Annotated in this window: 17 protein-coding genes; 3 read left to right on the top strand and 14 right to left on the bottom strand. The window is 63.7% G+C overall.

Going from position 1 to position 21,652, the window contains the following annotated elements; all coding sequences use genetic code 11:
- Positions 1-2 precede the first annotated feature (2 nt).
- The 11 genes from lpxD to rpsB all read right to left on the bottom strand — a co-directional run bounded on the left by lpxD (position 3) and on the right by rpsB (position 11,952).
- Positions 3-1,070, bottom strand: a complete 1,068-nt coding sequence (gene lpxD / locus R2N03_RS05830) for a UDP-3-O-(3-hydroxymyristoyl)glucosamine N-acyltransferase (RefSeq protein ID WP_316656129.1) — start codon at positions 1,068-1,070, stop codon at positions 3-5.
- A gap of 10 nt (positions 1,071-1,080) precedes the next feature.
- A complete protein-coding gene (locus R2N03_RS05825) occupies positions 1,081-1,632 on the bottom strand; it encodes an OmpH/Skp family outer membrane protein (RefSeq protein WP_316656127.1) in 552 nt (183 codons plus the stop codon).
- The gene (bamA, locus tag R2N03_RS05820; RefSeq protein WP_316656125.1) at positions 1,632-3,929 is read right to left on the bottom strand and encodes an outer membrane protein assembly factor BamA; all 2,298 of its coding nucleotides are present in this window, start codon (positions 3,927-3,929) and stop codon (positions 1,632-1,634) included. The genes R2N03_RS05825 and bamA overlap by 1 nt, the downstream gene beginning before the upstream one ends.
- Before the next feature lie 101 nt (positions 3,930-4,030).
- Positions 4,031-5,419: an RIP metalloprotease RseP gene (gene rseP, locus R2N03_RS05815; RefSeq protein ID WP_316656123.1), complete on the bottom strand. Its 1,389-nt coding sequence runs from the start codon at positions 5,417-5,419 to the stop codon at positions 4,031-4,033.
- 86 nt (positions 5,420-5,505) lie between these two features.
- Positions 5,506-6,696, bottom strand: a complete 1,191-nt coding sequence (ispC, locus tag R2N03_RS05810) for a 1-deoxy-D-xylulose-5-phosphate reductoisomerase (RefSeq protein ID WP_316656121.1) — start codon at positions 6,694-6,696, stop codon at positions 5,506-5,508.
- 14 nt (positions 6,697-6,710) lie between these two features.
- Positions 6,711-7,529 carry a phosphatidate cytidylyltransferase gene (locus R2N03_RS05805; RefSeq protein WP_316656118.1) on the bottom strand — a complete coding sequence of 273 codons (819 nt, stop codon included), beginning with the start codon at positions 7,527-7,529 and terminating at the stop codon, positions 6,711-6,713.
- Positions 7,530-7,532: 3 nt separating this feature from the next.
- Positions 7,533-8,309, bottom strand: a complete 777-nt coding sequence (gene uppS / locus R2N03_RS05800) for a polyprenyl diphosphate synthase (RefSeq protein ID WP_316656115.1) — start codon at positions 8,307-8,309, stop codon at positions 7,533-7,535.
- Between the two features lie 52 nt (positions 8,310-8,361).
- On the bottom strand, positions 8,362-8,922 hold the full coding sequence (frr, locus tag R2N03_RS05795) for a ribosome recycling factor (protein ID WP_316656113.1): 561 nt from the start codon (positions 8,920-8,922) through the stop codon (positions 8,362-8,364).
- Positions 8,923-9,087: 165 nt separating this feature from the next.
- A complete protein-coding gene (pyrH, locus tag R2N03_RS05790) occupies positions 9,088-9,798 on the bottom strand; it encodes a UMP kinase (protein WP_316656111.1) in 711 nt (236 codons plus the stop codon).
- A 282-nt stretch (positions 9,799-10,080) separates the two neighbouring features.
- Positions 10,081-10,959 (bottom strand): translation elongation factor Ts, encoded by an 879-nt coding sequence (tsf, locus tag R2N03_RS05785; RefSeq protein ID WP_316656109.1) that lies wholly within the window; start codon positions 10,957-10,959, stop codon positions 10,081-10,083.
- A gap of 249 nt (positions 10,960-11,208) precedes the next feature.
- Positions 11,209-11,952: a 30S ribosomal protein S2 gene (gene rpsB, locus R2N03_RS05780; protein ID WP_316656107.1), complete on the bottom strand. Its 744-nt coding sequence runs from the start codon at positions 11,950-11,952 to the stop codon at positions 11,209-11,211.
- Between the two features lie 304 nt (positions 11,953-12,256).
- Between rpsB and map the strand changes: the two genes are divergently transcribed.
- The 3 genes from map (at position 12,257) to R2N03_RS05765 (ending at position 17,408) form a co-directional block, all read left to right on the top strand.
- Positions 12,257-13,081, top strand: a complete 825-nt coding sequence (gene map / locus R2N03_RS05775; RefSeq protein WP_316656105.1) for a type I methionyl aminopeptidase — start codon at positions 12,257-12,259, stop codon at positions 13,079-13,081.
- A gap of 98 nt (positions 13,082-13,179) precedes the next feature.
- On the top strand, positions 13,180-15,765 hold the full coding sequence (locus tag R2N03_RS05770) for a [protein-PII] uridylyltransferase (RefSeq protein ID WP_316656103.1): 2,586 nt from the start codon (positions 13,180-13,182) through the stop codon (positions 15,763-15,765).
- Positions 15,766-15,791: 26 nt separating this feature from the next.
- Complete coding sequence (locus tag R2N03_RS05765) at positions 15,792-17,408, top strand: pseudouridine synthase (RefSeq protein ID WP_316656101.1); 1,617 nt, start codon at positions 15,792-15,794, stop codon at positions 17,406-17,408.
- 72 nt (positions 17,409-17,480) lie between these two features.
- On the opposite strand, the gene R2N03_RS05760 is transcribed toward R2N03_RS05765, so the two are convergent.
- The 3 genes from R2N03_RS05760 to ligA form a co-directional block, all read right to left on the bottom strand.
- Positions 17,481-18,602, bottom strand: coding sequence for a hypothetical protein (locus R2N03_RS05760; protein WP_316656099.1), 1,122 nt, complete (start codon positions 18,600-18,602; stop codon positions 17,481-17,483).
- Positions 18,603-18,669: 67 nt separating this feature from the next.
- Positions 18,670-19,203: a peptide deformylase gene (def, locus tag R2N03_RS05755; RefSeq protein ID WP_316656096.1), complete on the bottom strand. Its 534-nt coding sequence runs from the start codon at positions 19,201-19,203 to the stop codon at positions 18,670-18,672.
- 14 nt (positions 19,204-19,217) lie between these two features.
- The gene (ligA, locus tag R2N03_RS05750; RefSeq protein ID WP_316656094.1) at positions 19,218-21,641 is read right to left on the bottom strand and encodes an NAD-dependent DNA ligase LigA; all 2,424 of its coding nucleotides are present in this window, start codon (positions 21,639-21,641) and stop codon (positions 19,218-19,220) included.
- Positions 21,642-21,652: the final 11 nt, after the last annotated feature.

Raw genomic sequence — 21,652 nt, 5'->3', positions numbered from 1 at the left:
GGTTATTGCTGCAGGTCTCTGACCTGCTGTTCCAGTTGTTGCAACCGTTCGCGCATGCGCGTCAGGCCTCGGACGATGGCCGCGTTGCGTTCCCAATCGCCATGCGGCATGAACGGGAAGACGCTGGTGAAATGGCCACCGGGTTTAGTGATGGATTTGGTGATCGATGTACCGCCCGATACCGTCACACGATCGGCGATCGTGAGGTGACCCGCAAAATTGGCCGCGCCGCCGATGATGCAATAGCGCCCGATCTTTGTGCTGCCCGAGATCGCTGCGCAGCCCGCGATGACGGTGTACGCGCCGACGTGGACGTTGTGTGCGATCTGGACCTGGTTGTCGATCTTGCAGCCTTGCTCGATCACCGTGTCCGCCATTGCGCCGCGGTCGATGGCGGTGTTCGCCCCGATCTCGACGTCATCGCCGATCATGGCACGGCCAGTTTGCGGGATCTTCACCCACTCTCCGCCCTGGGGGCCGAAATCGGGCGCAAAGCCGAAGCCGTCTGCGCCGATCACGACACCGCTGTGCACAATGCAGCGCGCACCGACGATGCAGCCGTGGTAGATCGAGACGTTGGCGTAAAGCAGCGTGTCGTCGCCGATGTGCGCGCCGGCACCGACGAAGCTGTTGCCAGCGATGCGGACGCGCTCGCCCAGCACCGCTCCGGCTTCGATCGTCACGTTCGGGCCGATCGAGCACGACGTCGGCACCACGGCACCCTCGCCCACGCTGGCGCTCGGGTGGATACCCGGTACGACCGGGCGTGCGGCCAACGCAGCATAGCGCTGAGCGACGCGCGCAAACGCAGCGTAGGGGTTGGCTGCCACGAGCCAGCTCCGGCCAGCCGCATGGCCTTGACCCTCAAGCGTTTCCAGATCGCGGGGCGACACAATGATCGCGCCCGCGCCGGACGTCACGGCTTGATTGAGGTACAGCGGATTGGAAAGAAAAGCGAGCTGATCGGCGCCGGCCTGGTCGAGCGGCGCGATCGACTTGACGATCAGGCCGGCGTCACCCTGGACGGTCGCGCCGAGCGACGCGGCAAGTTCACCAAGCGAAAACGACATGGGAACACCCTCATTTCGCAGATTGCGAAGTGTTCAGCGCCTTGAGCACATCGTCGGTGATGTCGATGCGCGGGTTCACGTACACCGCTTCCTGCACAATCAGATCGTACTTGCGCTGCTCGGCGATCGAGCGGATGACGCGATTCGCCCGCTCCAGCACCTGCGCCAGTTCCTCATTGCGACGCTGGTTCAGGTCCTCGCGGAACTCACGCTGCTTGCGCTGGAAATCACGGTCCAGATCCGACAGCTCGCGCTGGCGGCGAGTGCGATCGGAGTCGGCCAGTACTGCCGATTCCTTGTCGAGCTTGTCCGACATGGACTTGAGCTTGGACGCCATGTCCTGCAGTTCGCGATCACGCTTGGCGAACTCGGCTTCCAGCTTGGCCTGTGCAGCCTTTGCGGGCTGAGAATCGCGCAGGATACGTTCGGAGTTGACGGCCGCGATGCGGGCTTCCTGTGCAGTGGCCGGCAATGCGGTTGCCACGGCGAGCGCGGCAAAGGCTGCGGACACGCCCATGCGGGACAGCTTGATGCGCGTGGTTTTCATCATGAATGCAGTCATTAGAATGCAGTCCCGATCTGGAACTGGAACCGTTGGGTTTGATCTTCGGCCTTGCGCTTGATCGGGAAGCCCATACTGACCTTCAGCGGGCCGATCGGCGACAGCCACGACAGGCCGAAACCGGTGGAGTAGCGCATGTCGCCCAGCTTGTAAGGCTGGCCTTCTGCGAACACGTTGCCGTAGTCGAAGAATGTGAACAGACGAACCGTGCGGTCTACGCCGGACCCTGGCAGCGGGAAGATGAACTCCACGTTGCCAACGAACTTGCTCGCGCCGCCGATGGCGACACCGTTTGCATCGCGCGGGCCCAGCGTGCTGGTTTCGTAACCGCGGATCGAGCCGATACCGCCGGCGTAGTAATTCTTGAAGACCGGGAAATCCTTGTTTCCGTAGCCGTGGCCGTAACCGATCTCGTTGTTGAAGGCCATCGTGAACGACTTCGACAGCGGATAGAAGTACTGGTGCTGGTAGTACGCACGGTAGTACTGCAGGTCGCCGCCCGGGATACCGACCTCGAGGTTGGCCTGCTGATAGCGACCGCGTGTCGGCACCAGCGCGCTGTCACGCTGATCCTTCGACCAGCCGATGGTGATCGGGAAGTTGTTGGTGATCCGCCCGTTCTTGGCAACGTAGTTCTGATAAGCCAACGGCGTATTCGACGTGACGTCGATGGTCGTACGCTCGTAGCCGATGCCGAAGAAGACAGTATCGGTTTCCGAGAACGGCACGCCGAACTTGACGTTACCGCCCTGTTGCACCACACGGTAATCCTGGTCACCCGTGTAATACAGCGGCCGATATGTGCGGTAGTACAGCTCGGTCGAGCGGCTGATGCCATCCACCGTGAAGTACGGGTCGTACTGCGTGACGGCAACCGTGCGGTTCGACTTGGACGTGTTCACGTCCAGCCCCAGGCTGGTACCCGAACCGAACACGTTGTCCTGACGAATACCGGCCGACAGCACCAGCTTGTCGGTTGAAGAGAAGCCCACGCCCAGATTGATCTGGCCGGTCGGCTTCTCGGTCACATTGACGTTCACATCCACCTGATCGGACGTGCCCGGCACATCTTCGGTGGTGATGTTCGCGTCGGTGAAGTAGCCCGTGCGGTTGATGCGATTCTGCGAGAGCTGCAGTTTCTCACCATCGAACCACGAAGCTTCCATCTGGCGCATCTCGCGGCGGACGACCTCGTCGCGGGTCTTGCTGTTGCCGACCACGTTGACGCGGCGCACGTACACACGGCGGCCCGGATCCACCACCAGCGTAAGCGTAACCGTGCGATCTTTCTGATTGATCTGCGGCTGCGGGTTGATCGTCGCGAACGCGTAGCCATATGTGCCGAGCAGATCGGTGATCGCCTTGGTGGTCGCCGACAGCTTGGCGGACGAGAACACATCGCCCTGCTTCAGCTTGATGAGCTTTTCCATCTCGGCCTGCTTCGAGAGCAGCTCACCGGTCAGCTTGATATCCGACACCTTGTACTGCTCACCCTCGTGGATGTTCAGCGTGAGGTAGATATCCTTCTTGTCAGGCGTGATGGACACCTGGGTCGACTCGATAGCGAATTCGAGATAACCGCGATCGAGGTAGAACGAGCGCAGCGCTTCCAGATCGGCGGTGAGCTTTTGCTTGGAGTACAGATCGTTCTTGGTGTACCACGACAGCCAGTTGGGCGTGGACAGCTGCATCTCGTCGCGCAGGTCGCCTTCGGAGAAGGCCTTGTTGCCGACGATGTTGATCTGGCGGATCTTGGCGGTCGGACCTTCATCCACGGTGAAGGTAATCGACACGCGGTTGGCATCGACCGGCGTGACGGTGGTCGACACGTCTGCGGCATAGTAACCGCGAGCGACATACTGGCGCTTGATTTCCTGCTCAGCGCGGTCGATCAGCGATTTGTCGTAGTAGCGGGCTTCAGCCACACCCACACCGCGCAGCGTGCGACGCAGCGCTTCCTTGTCGAATTCCTTGAACCCGATGAACTCGAGTTGGGAAATCGCGGGACGCTCTTCCACGCGCACGACCAGCACGTTGCCTTCGGCGCGGATCTGCACGTCCTTGAAGAAGCCGGTGTTATAGAGCGCGCGAATCGACTCTGCGCCCTTCTCGTCGGTGAAGGTCTCACCCACCTTCACGGGGAGATAGCCGAATACGGTGCCCGGCTCGACGCGCTGCACCCCCTCCACGCGAATGTCCTTGACGACGAACGGCTCCACTGCATGAGCCTGACCGGCAGTCACGGTCAGCACGGAGGCCGCCAGCACGCTGAGCGGGAAGCGATGTTGTCTGATCAATCTAATCCCCTAATTGGATCCGGCTGGAATCCACTTCCGAGTGTTTTCAAAACCTTGGGTTGCCCGCTCACCTTCAGGGCAACGATAAGGCAGCAATACGTCTAGCCGCGAGTCAGAAACAGCCGACTCAAATCGTTGAACAAAGCGAGCGAAGTGAGAAGCAGAATGCAGGCGACGCCGATTTTTTGGAGTACTGCTTGCCAGGATTCCGGCACGGGTCGGCCTGTCAAAAATTCCACGCAATAATACAGCAAATGCCCCCCATCCAATACCGGAACGGGCAACAAGTTCAGCACACCGAGGCTGACACTGATCAGCGCGAGAAAGCCTACAAACGTCTGCCAGCCAAGGCTCGCCGCCTTGCCCGCGAAATCGGCCACCGTAATCGGGCCGCTCAGGTTCTGCAGCGATGCCTGGCCGACGATCATCTTGCCCAGCACCTCCAGCGAGAGCACCGATGTCTGCCAGACCTCGCGCGTCGCGTGGACCATGGCGGCTAGCGGCTCGTCACGGATCAGCGCCGTTTCGACCTTCTGATTCAGCTGGGCGCCGAGCTTGCCGACCTTGGGGCCGCCCGGATTCTTGGGGTCGGCATCGGCGTCCAGACGAACCGGCAGCGTCAAGGACACGCCATTGCGCAATACGTCGATCGAGGCGTTCTGCTCCGGCATCGCGCGAATCTGACGGATCAGATCGGTCGCCTGATCCGTGGATTGACCGGCGAAGCGGACGATCCGATCGCCGGCACGCAATCCGGCGCGCGCAGCGGCGCTGTTGGGCAAGACATCGACGATCGTGACAGGGCCACCCATCAGACGCAGGCCAATCTGGTCAATCACATCCGCCTGGGGTGTGCGCGCGGCGCTAGGCAGACCTTGCAAGCGGACCGTACGCTCGACCCCGTCAGCGCCACGCACCTGCATGAGCGCATCGTGCCCGCCGATACCCGCTGCGTACAAGCGCATGCGGACATCGCTCCAGCTCTGCACGGGGCTCGGCGCATCAGCCTCGGTGCCGATGGCGACCACGCGGTCCTTGGCTCGCAGATCCGCTTGGGCCGCAATGCTTCCCGGCGGCGGGGCGCCGAGAATGGGCAACGGCTCAACCGCACCCACCCACGCCAGCACCGCATACAACACGATCGCGAGCAGGAAGTTGGCGATCGGACCTGCAGCAACAATGGCGAAGCGCTTATAGACGGGCTGGTGATCGAACGTGCGCGGCAGCTCTTCGGGACGAATCGGCGGGTCTTTCTCCGGATCTCGCGAGCCCTCGCCCAGCATCTTGACGTAACCCCCCAGAGGGATGGCGCAAAGGGTCCATTCGGTGTGGTCGGGGCCGCTGCCGACCCGTCGGAACAGCACCTTGCCGAAACCGACAGAGAACCGCAGCACCTTGACGCCGCACAACCGGGCGACGCTGTAGTGCCCGAGTTCGTGAATGACGATCAACACCGCGATCGCAAAGACAAACGCTAAAACGGTCTGCAAGAACCTTCTCCGGATGCACTGAACGGTTCGCGCAGCCTAGCCGCGCGAGCGCGTTATGTTACCCGCTTGCCCTGACGGGGCACTGTTTACGCGGCGGGCGACTGCGCGCAGGCCAGCGCAATGTAGCGTTCGGCCTGCCGACGCGCCGCCGCATCCGCGGCGAAGACGGTCTCGAGCGAATCCGCCGGCACAACCGTTGTACGCGCCAGCGTATCGCCCACCACGGCGGCGATGTCCGTAAAACGGATGCGGCGCTGCAAGAATGCCTCGACCGCCACCTCGTTCGCGGCGTTCAACACAGCAGGTGCCGTACCACCGGCCCGCAATGCTTCAAAGGCCAACGCCAGGCACGGGAAGCGGTGCAGATCCGGCGCCTCGAACGTCAAGGTACCCGTTGCCGCAAGATCCAGCAGCGGCACGCCTGCCTCGATGCGCTCCGGATAAGCCAGCCCATACGCGATCGGGGTGCGCATGTCGGGATTGCCCAACTGGGCCAGTACCGAGCCATCTTCGTATCCGACCATCGAGTGGATGACGCTCTGCGGGTGAATCAGCACTTCGAGCCGCTCGACGGGCACACCAAAGAGCCAGTACGCCTCGATGACTTCCAGCCCCTTGTTCATCATGGTGGCGGAATCGACCGAGATCTTGCGCCCCATCACCCAGTTCGGATGAGCGCAGGCCTGATCGGGCGTCACATCGGCCAGTGTTTCGACGGCGCGGGTGCGGAACGGGCCGCCGGAGGCCGTCAAGACAATACGGGACACACCGCGACCAAACTGCGGCGAGTGCTGAGGCAGACTCTGGAAGATGGCGTTGTGCTCGCTGTCGATCGGCAGCACCGTAGCCCCATGCTGGCGCACCGCATCCATGAAGAGCGCACCCGACATGACCAGCGCCTCCTTGTTGGCCAAGAGCACGCGCTTGCCAGCGCGCACGGCAGCCAGGGTCGGGCGCAATCCGGCAGCGCCAACGATGGCGGCCATGACAGCGTCGCAATCAGGATGGGCAGCGGCTTCTTCCAACGCCTCGGCGCCCGAGCGAATGTCGATGCCGGCAGCGTCTGCCCCCAACTGTTCGCGCAAGGCGTCGGCTGCCGCGGGCGAGCCGAGCACGGCCATCTCCGGGCGGAACTCACGACAAAGCGCCGCAAGCTTGTTGGCCTGCGCGTTCGCGGTGAGTGCAAATACGCGATACTTGTCAGGATGACGACGCACCACGTCTAGCGTGCTGTCGCCAATGGAGCCGGTGGCGCCAAGAACGGTCAAGCGCATCATGTTCAGAAGACGCCTCAGGAAATCAGCAAAGCAGCCAGGGGGAACACCGGCAACAGTGCATCGATGCGGTCCAGGACACCGCCGTGGCCGGGAAGCAGCCGGCTGCTGTCTTTCATGCCAACCTGACGCTTGAGCAGCGACTCGAACAAATCTCCGCCGATGCTTGCCCCCACCAGCAGCAGGGTCAGCGCCAGGGCAGTGACAGCGCCGCGCTGATCGAACTGATACGAGAACCACGTCGGAGCAAACCAGTGCGTGCTACCGGCAACGGTCGCAATCACACCCACCAGCACGGCACCGCCAATCGCACCCTCCCAGGACTTGCCCGGGCTGATGGTCGGGGCCAACTTTCGCCGGCCAATCGCCTTGCCGACAAAATAAGCACCGACATCGGCCGCCCACACGAGCACCGCCACCGAAAGCAGAAAGGCAATACCGTGTGCACGCAACATGCTGACCGCATGCACAAACGCAGGGAGAATGACGCACCCCAGCAGCGCGACAACCACGCGGCGACCGCCGCTCAATCCGTGCACGCCGCCGGCCAGCAAGGCCCAAGCCACGATCCACGCCGCTGCGGCCCCGTAAAACAATGGGCGGACATCGCCACGGGGAGGAATATCGTGCCAGGCGATCGTCAACAGAATGACCACGACCGCATAGGCAACCGGCCCCCACCCGTCAGGCAAGCGGACCAGACGCCCCCACTCCCATGCGGCGAGCGCGGCAAACACCACCACCAGCCCGACCAAGCCGGCGGGCGGCGCGAAAAACAAAATGGGCAGGATGACAATCAGCAGGCAGACAGCGGTAATCACGCGAGTCAGCAGCATGTGTCAGGCTCCAGCAGACAACACAGTGGGGGCGGCGGCGTCGAGTTGCGCGCTGGTGCGACCAAATCGACGCTCGCGATTGCGATACCAAGCAAATGCGCGATCGAGCTCTGCGGCGTCGAAATCGGGCCAGAAGCGATCGGTGAAATACAGCTCGGAGTATGCGAGCTGCCACAACAGGAAGTTGCTGATGCGCTGTTCGCCGCCCGTTCGAATGAACAAGTCCGGCTCCGGCGCATAGGCCAGGGCCATGTGGGGTGCCAGCACCTCTTCGGTGATGGCCTCGGGCGCGATACCCGGCTGCGCGGCCAGCAACGCCTGCATGGCCTGGAGAATGTCCCAACGCCCGCCGTAATTGGCAAGAATGGTCACCGTCAGCCCCTTGTTGGCGGCTGTCTTGGCCTCCGCCTCGCGGATCAGCAGTTGAATGCGCGGGCTGAAGGCTGACAGATCGCCGACCACGCGCAAGCGAATGCCGTTCTCGTGAAGCTTGCTCACCTCGCGACGAAGCGCGGTCATGAACAGCTTCATCAGGAAGGTGACTTCCTCCGCCGGCCGGCGCCAGTTCTCTGAACTGAAGGCAAACAGCGTCAGGTACCCCACGCCTCGGCGGGCCGCGGCCTCGACCGTCGCCCGGACAGCATCGAGCCCGCGGCTGTGCCCCGCGACGCGCGGCAAACGACGCTCGGTCGCCCAGCGGCCGTTACCGTCCATGATGATGGCAACGTGGCGCGGGGTATCGGCGGTGTCTGGCACCGCCAGTGTGGAACTGATATGCATGAATCGGGGTTCCCGCCGCGCACGCCCAGGGCGTACGTCGCGGGAGACGGCCTTACACCGTCATGATTTCCTTGTCTTTCTCGGCAACCAGCTTGTCGATCTCGGCGACATACTTGTCGGTCAGCTTCTGCACCTCGTCACCACCGCGGCGCTCGTCGTCTTCCGAGATGGCCTTGTCCTTGACGAGCTTCTTGAGTTGCTCATTCGCATCGCGACGCAGGTTGCGCACGGCAACCTTGGCGTCTTCACCTTCGCCCTTCACAACCTTCGTGAGCTCCTTGCGGCGCTCTTCCGTCAGCGGAGGCATCGGCACCCGGATGATCTCGCCCATGGTGGCCGGGTTCAGGCCCAGGTCGGCGTCGCGGATGGCCTTTTCAATGGCCTGCACCATCTTCTTTTCCCACGGCTGCACGCTGATCGTGCGGGCGTCGGCGAGACCCACGTTAGCCACCTGGCTGATCGGCACCATCGAGCCATAGTAGTCGACCTGTACGTGATCGAGCAGACCGGTATGGGCACGGCCCGTGCGCACCTTGGCCAGATCGGCCTTGAAGGCGTCGATCGACTTCTGCATCTTCTGCTCAGCATTCTTCTTGACATCGGCGACGCTCATACTTCCTCCGAACAATAACGGCGGCCTGCCAGACACGCGTCCCGGAACACGACACAGGACGTCGGCAAGACCAACAAGACAATAGGCGATTTTACATGGAAGCCGCCCGCCAACGCCATTTGCGTGGACATGACAGCTCCCGGCAGAACAAGCGAACTGGCAACCTCAGACGTGCACCAGCGTGCCCTCGTCTTCGCCCATGATCACGCGCTTGAGCGCACCCGGCTTCTGAATCGAGAACACCTTGATCGGCAGCTTCTGGTCGCGGCACAGCGCGAATGCGGTCGCGTCCATCACCTGGAGATTGCGCGAGATGGCCTCGTCGAAGGTGATGGTCGTGTAACGGGTCGCGCTCGGGTCTTTCTTGGGGTCTGCGGTGTAGACACCATCGACCTTCGTGGCCTTGAGGACGATTTCTGCGCCGATTTCCGAGCCGCGCAGCGCGGCGGCGGTGTCGGTGGTAAAGAAAGGGTTGCCGGTGCCGGCCGCGAAGATCACGATCTTGCCCTCTTCCAACTGGCGGATAGCGCGCGGACGAATGTACGGCTCGACCACCTGATCAAGGCGCAGCGCAGATTGCACGCGGCCCTCGATATTGGCGTGGCGCATGGCATCCTGCAGCGCCAAGGCGTTCATCATGGTGGCAAGCATGCCCATGTAATCGGCCGTAGCGCGGTCCATGCCGGCCGCACCGCCAGCGACGCCGCGAAAAATATTGCCACCGCCGATCACCACAGCGACCTGCACGCCCAACCTCACGATCTCGGCAATATCGTTGACCATCCCTTCGATGGTGCTGCGATTGATGCCGAAGGCATCGTCACCCATCAGGGCTTCGCCGGAAAGTTTGAGTAGAACGCGCTTGTAGGCAGGCATGGAAATCCTCGTGACGATTCCTGGTACGGGAAACAGGAATGGAAAATAACGGCTGCGACAGGAGAAGCGGGGGTTTCGCCGATCCCACAACCTTCTTGCGTGGGCGCCATCCGGACGCGATCCCCGGCGGACGCCAGCGCAAGCAGGCTGCACCTGCAAACAGGGCACCTTGCGGTGCCCTGTCTGTTCGGCATTATATGATCGCGCCGATGGAGAAAAGTTGCCCTGTCGGCCCATACCGAAGGGCCGACCGACTGACCATCGGAAACGATCGAGACAGCATTACGCCTGTTGCTTGGCGGCCGCGACCTGTGCGGCCACTTCAGCAGCGAAGTCGTCTTGCTTCTTCTCGATGCCCTCGCCCACCACATACAGCGTGAAGCCCTTCACGGTCGTGTTGGCGGCCTTCAGCATCTGCTCGACGGTCTGCTTGTCGTTCTTCACGAACGGCTGGTTCAGCAGCGAGACTTCCTTCAGATACTTCTGCACGCTGCCTTCGACCATCTTGGCAACGATCTCAGCCGGCTTGCCCGATTCGGCGGCCTTCTGCTCGGCGATGCTGCGCTCCTTGGCGATCAGCTCGGCGGGCACTTCATCCGACGACAGCGAGACAGGCTTCATGGCGGCGGCGTGCATTGCCACGTCCTTGGCGGCCACTTCGTCGCCTTCGAACGCCACCATCACGCCGATGCGGGTGCCATGCAGGTACGAAACCAGCTTGGAGCCCTCGAAGCGCTGGAAGCGGCGGATCGTCATGTTCTCGCCGATCTTGCCGACCAAGGCCAGACGCGTGGCGTCAACGGTCGCGCCGTCCAGCTCGAGGGCGGACAGTGCAGCCACGTCGGCCGGAGCCTGCTTGGCCACCAGTTCAGCGACCTTCGCGCCGAAGGCCAGGAAATCGTCGTTCTTCGATACGAAGTCGGTTTCGCAGTTCAGCTCGACCAGCGCGCCCGTCGTGCCGTTGATGTAGGCGGCCACGATGCCTTCAGCCGTCACGCGCGAAGCAGCCTTGCTGGCCTTGTTGCCCAGCTTCACGCGAAGGATCTCTTCCGCCTTTTCCAGGTTACCTTCGGCTTCGGTCAGAGCCTTCTTGCACTCCATCATCGGCGCGTCGGTCTTCGCGCGCAGTTCTGCCACCATGCTTGCGGTAATTGCCGCCATTCTTATGCTCCTTGTTTCAGATCGTCGTCCGGTCGCAAGCGAACTCATCGCCCCGCGCCGGCCTGTCGTCCGGTTTCCATCCGGCCGCCCCACGAAATACGACGTGCGTGGGACATCCGCATGACAAATTTCAAAAAAAAGGGGCGTTTGTTACGCGCCCCTGTCTGGCCATCAGCCCCGATGCGTTGCACCAGGTGCGGCCTGGCAGCGTCCCGCGCAACCAAGCCGCGGGCGCACGCCTTCTTGTCTTTAGCCTTCTTGGACTTCGACGAAGTCGTCGCCGCCACGAGCAGCCTCGACCACTTCCTGGACCGCGTTGGCGCGGCCTTCGAGGATCGCGTCGGCCACGCCGCGCACGTACAGTGCGACAGCCTTGCTCGAGTCGTCGTTACCCGGAATGACGTAGTCGATGCCTTCCGGCGAGTGGTTCGTGTCAACCACGCCGATCACCGGAATGCCCAGCTTGGCAGCTTCCGTCACGGCAATCTTGTGGTAGCCGACGTCCACCACGAAGATGGCGTCCGGAATGCCGCCCATGTCCTTGATGCCGCCGATGGACTTTTCCAGCTTGTCCATTTCGCGCTCGAACATCAGCGCTTCTTTCTTGCTCATGGTTTCGGTCGCGCCGGCTTCCTTGGCGGCTTCCATGTCCTTCAGGCGCTTGATGGAGGTCTTGACCGTCTTGAAGTTGGTCAGCATGCCGCCGAGCCAGCGGCTGTCGACGTACGGCATGCCTGCGCGAGCGGCTTCCTCAGCCAGGATCTCACGCGACTGGCGCTTCGTGCCGACGAACAGGATGGTGCCCCGGTTGGCTGCCAGTTGGCGCACGTACTTCAGTGCGTCCAGGTACATCGGCAGCGTCTTTTCCAGGTTGATGATGTGAATCTTGTTGCGATGGCCGAAGATGAAGGGGGCCATCTTGGGGTTCCAGAAGCGGGTCTGGTGGCCAAAGTGGACACCGGCTTCCAGCATTTCGCGCATGGTCACGGACATGAAATTCTCCAGTCGGGTTAGGTCTGAAGCCGCCTCAGACATCCGTTGCATGCGTTACGACGGACACCCGCGGTGAAGCGGCTCGCGATTTCAAGCGCCACCGACCACACGGCCGGCAACTGCTTAGCCGATGATTATAGCGGCAAAAACCCAATCAACTCAAGACCTTCCATAGACGCACCCCAATCCACTCAAGACCCGGAACGCGCGCGCGGCAGCCCCGACCGGGTCGCTTTGGTGCGATAATTCAACCTTTAGCCAATACGCAGCGCATTGCGCATCTGCGTGCAGAAAAAGTCACAGTATGGCCGTTATCATTCACACCGCCGAAGACATCGCGCAGATGCGCGTGGCCTGCCGGCTGGCGTCTGAAGTTCTCGACTACATCACACCGTTCGTGAAGCCGGGCGTCACCACCGGTAAGCTGGACGCCCTGTGCCACGCCTACATGCGTGACGTTCAAGGCACGGTGCCGGCCCCTCTCAACTATGCCCCCCCGGGTTACCCGCCGTTTCCTGCGTCGATCTGCACGTCGATCAACGATGTGATCTGCCACGGCATCCCTGGCGACAAGGCGCTCAAGAGCGGCGACATCGTCAATCTGGACATCACAGTCATTACGAAGGAAGGCTATTACGGCGACACCAGCCGTACCTTCATCGTCGGCGAAGGTTCCATCCTGGCCAAGCGCCTCACGCAAGTGACGTTCGAGTGCATGTGGAAAGGCATCGTCGCGGTGCGGCCGGGCGCCCGGCTGGGTGACATCGGTCACGTGATCCAGCAGCACGCCGAGGCAGCTGGCTACAGCGTGGTCCGCGAATATTGCGGCCACGGCATCGGCAAGAATTTCCATGAGGATCCGCAGATCCTGCATTACGGCCGCCCGGGCACGGGCATGGAACTCAAGGCCGGCATGATCTTCACCATCGAACCAATGATCAACGCGGGCAAGCGCGACATCCGCACCATGCCGGACCAGTGGACCGTCAAGACTCGCGACCGCAGCCTGTCGGCGCAGTGGGAACACACCATTCTGGTGACGGAGACCGGCTACGAAGTACTGACGGTGTCGGCGCTGACGCCCCCGCCACCGGAATTCGTCCGCGAAGGCGCCCCGGCCACGGCCTGATTGAACGCGATGCGGGCGCGCCGCAGCAGTTGCGCCTGCCCCAATCCCTGCAGCGACCGGACGTCCGCGCCGGTCGCTGTTTCATTTATGCTCGATTCATGCACACCGCTGCCGCCGCCCCCGCCGAGATGTCTCCGCGCGACGCCCTGAAGGCTGAACGCGCGCACCTGTTCGCGCAATTCGAGCAGCACGCCAATGTGCATCAGTTGGTCACCAAGCTGGCCCGGGCGGTGGATCACGCGCTGATCCAGCTCTGGCAGGACGAACAGATGCCCCAAGGTTGCGCCCTGGTTGCCGTGGGCGGCTATGGGCGAGGGGAGCTGTTCCCGCATTCCGACGTCGATATCCTCCTGCTGCTGCCGCACGCCGCAGACAAGGCGCTCGAGACGCGCCTCGAAGCGTTTATCGGCCGATGCTGGGACATGGGGCTGGATATCGGGTCATCGGTGCGGACGGTCGAGGAGTGCATCAGCGAGGCCGAGCTGGACGTGACGGTGCGCACGTCCCTGCTGGAGCATCGCCGCCTGACCGGCGACGAAGACTTGTACCGTACGTTCGAGGTGCAGTACCAGCAGCACCTCGATGCTGCCGATTTCTTTCAGTCGAAGCTGCTGGAAATGCGCCAGCGGCACGCCAAGTATCAAGACACGCCCTACTCCCTCGAGCCCAATTGCAAGGAAAGCCCAGGGGGCTTGCGCGACCTGCAGGTCATCCTGTGGATGACGCGCGCAGCCGGCTTCGGATCGAGCTGGAACGAACTGCTCGCAGGCGGCCTGCTCACGCGCCGCGAGGCGCAGGAACTGACCTCCAACGAACGCCTGCTCAAGACCATCCGGGCGCGCCTGCACCTGCTGGCGGGGCGCCGCCAGGATGTGCTCGTCTTCGATCTGCAAACACAGTTGGCCGAGGCTTTCGGCTATCGCCCGACCACGGCCAAGCGGGCAAGCGAACAGATCATGCGCCGCTACTACTGGGCGGCAAAGGCGGTCTCGCAGCTCAACACCGTGGTGCTGCAGAACATCGAGGCACGCCTTTTCCCAACCGAACTTGGCATCACGCGAAAGATCAACGAACGCTTCGTCGAGCGCCAAGGCATGCTCGAAATTGCCGACCCCGATCTCTACCAGCGTGAGCCGACCGCGATCCTGGAAACCTTCCTGCTGTATGAGCAGACACGCGGCATCAAGGGATTGGCGGCCAGCACGCTGCGGGCGCTGTACAACGCCCGGACGCTGATGGACGCCAGATGGCGCCAGGACCCGGCCAACCGCGCGCTCTTCCTGTCGATCCTGCAACAGCCGCAGGGCATCACGCACGCGCTGCGACTGATGAACCAGACCAGCGTGCTGGGCCGCTACCTGATCAACTTCCGGCGCATCGTCGGACAGATGCAGCACGACCTGTTCCACGTCTACACGGTGGACCAGCACATCCTGATGGTGGTGCGCAACATCCGCCGTTTCGCCATCGTCGAGCACACGCACGAGTTCCCGTTCTGCAGCCAACTGATGGCGAACTTCGACAAGCCGTGGGTGCTGACCGTGGCCGCGCTGTTTCATGACATCGCGAAGGGGCGTGGCGGCGACCATTCCGTGCTCGGCATGTCAGACGCGCGACGCTTCTGCCGACAGCATGGCATTGCCAAAGAGGACGCAGACCTCATCGTCTGGCTCGTCGAGCATCATCTGACCATGAGCCAGGTCGCGCAGAAGCAGGACGTGGGCGACCCCGAAGTCATCCGTCGCTTTGCTGACCTGGTCGGTGGCGAACGGCGCCTCACCGCGCTTTATCTGCTGACCGTGGCCGACATCCGGGGCACCAGCCCCAAGGTGTGGAACGCCTGGAAAGGCAAGCTGCTGGAAGACCTGTACCGCATGACATTGCGCGCCTTGGGCGGCGCCACCACCGACGCGCATGCCGTGCTCGAAGGCCGCAAGGATAAGGCGCGCGCCCTGTTGCGCCTGGCTACGCTGGACGACGCCGCTTACGAAGCCTTGTGGAAGCAGCTCGACGTCGGTGTGTTCTTGCGCCACGGAGCGAGCGATATTGCCTGGTTTACGCGGCACTTCTGGAACCGCGTCAACACCACCGCCCCCATTGTGCGGGCGCGTATTTCTCCCGTGGGTGAAGGCCTTCAGGTGGCCGTGTATTCGCCGGACCGGCCTGACCTGTTTGCCCGCATCTGCGGGTATTTCGAGCGCAAGGGCCTGACCATCCTCGATGCCAAGATCCACACCACCAAGCACGGCTATGCGCTCGACACCTTCCAGGTAGCCGACCCAGGCACCGGGCTGGTGGAGCCTGGGCACTACCGCGACATCATCACGCTCGTCGAGCACGAGTTGGCCGAGCAGATCGCACTCGAAGCCGCTTTGCCTGAACCGCCGCGTGGACGCGTCTCCCGCCAGTCTCGCAGTTTCCCGATCAAGCCCCGCGTCGACCTGCGTCCGGACGAGCGCGGCCAGTATTACCTGCTGTCGATCTCGGCCACTGACCGCACCGGCCTGCTGTATGCCATTGCCCGTGTGCTCGCGCGCCACCGCGTGTCGGTGCACACCGCACGTATCAACACGCTTGGCGAGCGCGTGGAAGACATCTTCCTGGTCGACGGCACCCGCCTGACCCAGGACAACAAACTGCAGCTCGCGCTGGAAAGCGAGCTGCTCGATGCGCTCGCCATCTGAGCGCCCAGCCTTACCGGTCCAGATTCATGACTACCGACTCCGACGATTTTCCGGGCGACGACGACAAGCGCCGCTCCGACCCGACCCAGCGCGCAACCCGCCCGGGCAAGCGCACCACGCTCGGTGTGCGCCGTGACGAAACGGGCAACACGGTGCGCAGTAGCGGCAAACCGCTGCGCGCCTCTGACCTGAACCGTGACCGGCTTCCGCTGCGGCCGTCGCAACGCGCTCCCAAGCCCGAGGAAGGTCGCGACAATAAAGCCTCACAGCCACGCGCGCCGAGACGCGACGCGGATGAGCGCCCGCCGCGCAGGTTCAGCGATGACCAGCGCCCGCCACGCCGCTTCGATAACGACCAGCCGCCGCGACGCTTCGAAGACCGCCCACCGCGTCGTTTTGACGATGCGCGTCCGCCGCGCAGGCCCAGCGATGACCAGCGCCCGCCACGCCGATTCGATAACGACCAGCCGCCGCGACGCTTCGAAGACCGCCCGCCGCGCCGGTTCGATGACGAGCGTCCGCGCCGCTATGGCGATGATCAACGTGGGCCACGTCGTGACGGAGACCAACGGGCACCCAGCCGCTTTGACGAGAATCGCCCGCCACGCCGCTACGGTGACGATCAACGTCCGCCCCGACGTGCCGATGACGAGCAACGCCCACGACGCTATGGCGACGATCAGCGTCCGCCGCGACGCTTCGACGATGAGCAGCGCCCCCGCAAGTACGGCGACGACCGCGCGCCGCGACGCCTTGACAACGACCGTCCGCCACGCCGCCCCGAAGACCGGCCGCAGCGTCCGGAGCGCCAGGAGCGTGCGCCGCGCCAGGTCGAAGAGCGGGCCCCACATCAGGCAGCACCGGCTGAATCGGGCGGGCTTGTTCGCCTGTCCAAGCGCATGTCCGAACTGGGTCTGTGCTCACGCCGCGAGGCCGACGAGTGGATTCCGCGCGGTTGGGTCGTCGTCGATGGCGAGCCCGTCACCGAGCTGGGTTCGCGCGTGCGCCCGGATGCGATCATCGAGATCCACCAGGCCGCGCGGTCCGAGCAGGGCGAACGCGTGACCGTGCTGCTGCACAAGCCGGTCGGGTACGTGTCGGGCCAGGCAGAAGACGGCTACCAGCCGGCGGCCGCGCTGTTCGTGCCGGAAAACCAGTGGGAGCAGGATCCCACGCGCAAGCGCTTCGCCCCGTGGCAGCGCAAGGCGCTGGCGCCCGCAGGCCGCCTGGACATCGACTCCACCGGCTTGCTGGTGCTGACGCAGGACGGCCGCGTCGCGCGCCACCTGATCGGCGAGGATTCAACGGTCGAGAAGGAATACCTCGTGCGCGTGGTGTGGAATTCACCGCAAGGTCGCGTGGAGCACGACATCTCGAAGGTCTTCCCGGAAGAACTGCTCGAGAAGCTGCGCTTCGGCCTGTCGCTGGACGGCGAGCCCCTCAAGCCCGCCAAGGTGAGCTGGCAGAACGAGGAGCAGTTGCGTTTCGTGCTGCGCGAGGGCAAGAAGCGCCAGATCCGGCGCATGTGCGAGCAGGTCGGCCTGGACGTCGTGGGCCTGAAGCGCATCCGTATGGGACGCATCGTACTGGGTGATCTGCCGGTGGGGCAGTGGCGGTTCTTGGGGCCATTCGAGAAGTTCTGACGCCCGCTCCGCTCCAACGAAAAAAGCCGGTCGACGCCTATCGCGTGACCGGCTTTTTCCTTGGGCGCCTGGTCAAAGACGCGGTGCCTGGCAGGCGGCGCCCGTGGCGTTGGTTGATGCCGGCATACCGAACACGGCTTGCGCACCGCAGCGCGAGCCAAACATCTTCGCCTGATCGTGCCCCACGCCGACCACCTCGTGCGCCTGGTGGTTGACGTGCATGCGACCCGCCAGATGGTGCTCGTAGCGCCAGTAGTTGCGTGCGCGATCCAGACGGGTCGGGCCTTCGGCCTCGGCACCGCAGCGCTTGTCGAGCACGCGGTGATTCGGGTCGTTGTCGGCGGTGCCGGCCAGATAGGTCACGTGGCGTTGTGCGTAGCGGTGGAACAGTTGCCTGCCGCTCTTGCCGGCCGCATACGGGACCATGTCGACCATGCCGTACTTGTAGTGGTCGTAATCGGGACAGACGCTCGTGCTGTAGCGCCTGAAGCCCTTGCCGTGCGGCCGTTCGGGCGTGAAGTACAGATAGGACGACGGGTTGGCGACCACATAGTTCAGGTCAATGCCGCGCTTGCGGATACCCTCGTCGATATCGTTGAGCACCGCATAGCGCTGCACGATCTGCCCGCCACCGGAATGGCCCGCCACTGTCACGCGCTTGACGTTGGGTGCGCGCACCGGGTCGGTCACGTAAGCGATCAGGTCATCGAGCACCTTGAGCGAACTCAGCCCCGTGTAGGGGGGATTGGTCGCATTGAAGCCGCCGATCCACCCGTCGACCGACCAGACCGGCATGCCATCGAAGCCCTTGCCCGTATCGGGTGTGCCGGGAAAGTTCGGCGCAATCAGCAGAACCTCGTCGGGGTTGCGGCCGCTCGTCCTGAGCAACTCCGCGCCTGCGGCGTAATAGTCGTTGCCGTTGCGCTGCAGACCGTGCTGCACGAGCACCACTTCCCGGATGCCGCTCAGGTCGCCGTCAAGCGGATGGTTGGCATAGACAGGAAAATCGTAGGCACCGGCGTCGGCGCCCAGATGCACACGCTGCCAGACCGGGCCTTGCGGTTTTACAGCTGCCGGCGCGGCCGCGGCTGTTTCCGGAGCTTGCGGCCCCGCGCAGGCCGCCAGCCCGAGCATGGCTGTTACGGCCATTCCAAGCGCCAGTCGGCGCCAGCCCCACATCCCCTCTCCCTTCATAGCATCTCCGTGGTGGATGAAAACGCGCCCACCCGCCCCAGCGGATGCAGCGCTCCCGCCACTGCGATCAGTCGTCGTGATTGGCGGGCAATTCCGGGAACAGCACCTCAGTAAAGCCGAAGCGGGTGAAATCCTTCACACGCATCGGATACAGGACGCCCTGCAGGTGATCGCACTCGTGCTGCACGACACGGGCGTGGAAGCCCTCTGCAATGCGGTCGATCGCGTGGCCGTGCTGATCGAAGCCGGTATAGCGCAGACGGGTGTAGCGCGGCACGACGCCGCGCAGGCCGGGTACCGACAGGCAGCCTTCCCAGCCGTCTTCCATCTCGTCGGAAAGCGGTTCGATGGTGGGATTGATCAGCACGGTCTTCGGTACGGCGGGCGCATCCGGATAACGCTCGTTGCGGTCGAACCCAAAGATGACAACCTGCAGGTCCACGCCTACCTGCGGTGCCGCGAGGCCAGCGCCCCGCGCGGCATCCATCGTATCGAACAGGTCTTCGATCAGCGCAGTCAGCTCGGGCGTATGAAAGCGCTCGACCGGCTTGGCGACGCGCAGCAGACGGCTGTCGCCCATCTTCAGGATGTTTCGGATCACGCCTCGTCTCCTGGCTACTTTTTTAACAGCGCGAGCATACCCGCTTCGTCCAGAACCTTCACGCCCAGTTCTTCTGCCTTGGCGAGCTTGCTGCCGGCCTCTTCCCCGGCGACAACGTAGTCAGTCTTCTTCGAGACCGAACCCGAGACCTTCGCGCCTGCGGCTTCAAGCATCGCCTTGGCTTCATCGCGCGTCAGGTTCGGCAACGTGCCGGTGAGCACAACGGTCTTGCCCGACAGAACGCCCGCTTCCGCAGCCTCGTCCGGCATGATGGCCAACAGCTCGGCGCGCAACGCATCGAGTTGTTCCAGCTGGATGCGGTGGTCATGCGCGCCTAGCCATTCAAGCAGCGAAGCCGATACGTCTGCCGGCAGACCGGCCAGCTGATCGGCTTGCACCCGCGCCAAATGGCCAAGCGTCGGCGCCGCGGCAGCCAGTTGCCTGGCACGCGTGGCAGTCAGCTTCGGCACGCCGAGCGACGCATACAGCTGCGCGGGTTCGAGCATCTCGCGCAGCTTGGCGTTCGGGGCATGCTCGCCCTGCGGAGCGACGCCCGCATCGAGCAACGCATCCAACGCCTGCTGGTTCTTCGGCTCGGCAAAGAAGTCGGCAATGGCCTCGGCCACGACGGCACCCACGTCGGGCAGGGAAAGCAACAGCGGCGCAGGCGCACGGCGAATGACCGCCAGGCTCCCCAGCCAATCGGCCAGCGTCTTGGCAGTCGACTCGCCCACGTGGCGAATGCCGAGCGCAAACAGGAAGCGCGCCAGCGGCGGCATCTTGCTCGCCTGAATGCCTTCGAGCAGATTCTCTGCCCACTTCGTGGCGATCTTGCCGGCAGCCACCGTTTCGGGTGTCAGCCCATCCCGCTCGTCGGCGCGCCGCTTCATCTCCAGGAAGTCTTCGAGCGTGAGCTTGTACAGGTCAGCAATGCCATGCACGTAGCCCAGCTCGACGAGGTTGTCGATATAGCGCTCGCCCAGGCCTTCGATATCCATCATCCGGCGTCCGGCAAAATGGCGGATCGCCTCTTTGCGCTGCGCCGAGCAGAACAGTCCGCCCGAACACCGCGCCACCGCCTCGCCCTCCTCGCGCACGACGTGCGAGCCGCAGACCGGGCAGGTCTTGGGCAGCATGTAAGGGCCGTGCTGGGGCACCTGCTCCGCATGGAAAAGATCCCGGCCGGGCTTCTCCACCATCGGGCGACGTTCCAGCACCACGCCCACCACCTCGGGGATCACGTCACCGGCACGCCGCACGATCACGGTGTCGCCCACGCGCACGTCCTTGCGGTGCACTTCATCTTCGTTGTGCAACGTCGCATTGGTCACCGTCACGCCACCGACGAACACCGGCACGAGCCGCGCCACGGGCGTGATGGCACCCGTGCGGCCCACCTGCACATCGATTGCCTCGACCGTGGTCAGCGCCTCCTGGGCAGGATATTTGTGTGCCACGGCCCAGCGCGGCTCGCGCGTGCGGAAGCCCAGCTCGCGCTGCAACGCCAGCGCGTTGACCTTGTAGACGACCCCGTCGATATCGAACGGCAGGCTATCGCGCTTGGCCCCAATGGCAGCGTGGAAGTCAACCAGCCCATCCCCGCCTTTGACGGTCGCACGCTCCTTGCTGATCGGAAAACCAAAATCCTGCAGCGCATCGAGCAGGCCGGAATGCGTCTCGGGCATAGGCTTCCAGCCAACCACCTCGCCCAAGCCATAGGCAAAGAAAGAAAGCGGGCGCTCCGCGGCCATCTTGGGGTCGAGCTGCCGCACGGCCCCGGCAGCGGTGTTACGCGGGTTGACGAAGGTCTTCTCGCCGCGTTCACGCTGGCGTGCATTGAGCCTTTCGAAATCGTCGCGGCGCATGTAGACCTCGCCGCGCACCTCGAGTACGTCGGGCACGACGCCGCGCACTGGAGACAGCCCGAGGGGTATCTGCCGGATCGTGCGGATGTTCTGCGTCACATCTTCGCCCGTCGTGCCGTCGCCGCGCGTGGCCGCCTGCACGAGATAACCAGCCTCGTAGCGCAGGTTGATGGCGAGGCCATCGAACTTGAGTTCGGCTGCGTATTCGACGGGCGGGTCGGTCGCATCGAGGCCCAGTTCACGGCGCACGCTCGCATCAAACGCACGTGCGCCGTTTGGCGTGGTGTCGGTCTCGGTGCGGATCGACAGCATCGGAACGACGTGGCGCACCGGCGCGAACTCCGGCAGGATCGCACCGCCCACCCGCAGGGTCGGCGAATCGGGCGTCTTCAGTTCCGGGTGCTCGGCCTCGAGCGCTTCGAGCTCGCGATAGAGCCGGTCATATTCGATGTCGGGCACGCTCGGCTGATCGAGCACGTAGTACTCGTGCGCATAGCGATTCAGCGCGGCACGCAGCCATGCCGCCCGCGCCTCGGGAGTCGCTCGGGACGCAGGGTCTGCGGTCTTGCTCATCGTGGAAAGCG

The organism is Ralstonia condita, from assembly GCF_958405655.1.
Taxonomy (GTDB): Bacteria; Pseudomonadota; Gammaproteobacteria; order Burkholderiales; family Burkholderiaceae; genus Ralstonia; species Ralstonia condita.
This window is presented reverse-complemented; position numbering and strand designations above follow the sequence as displayed.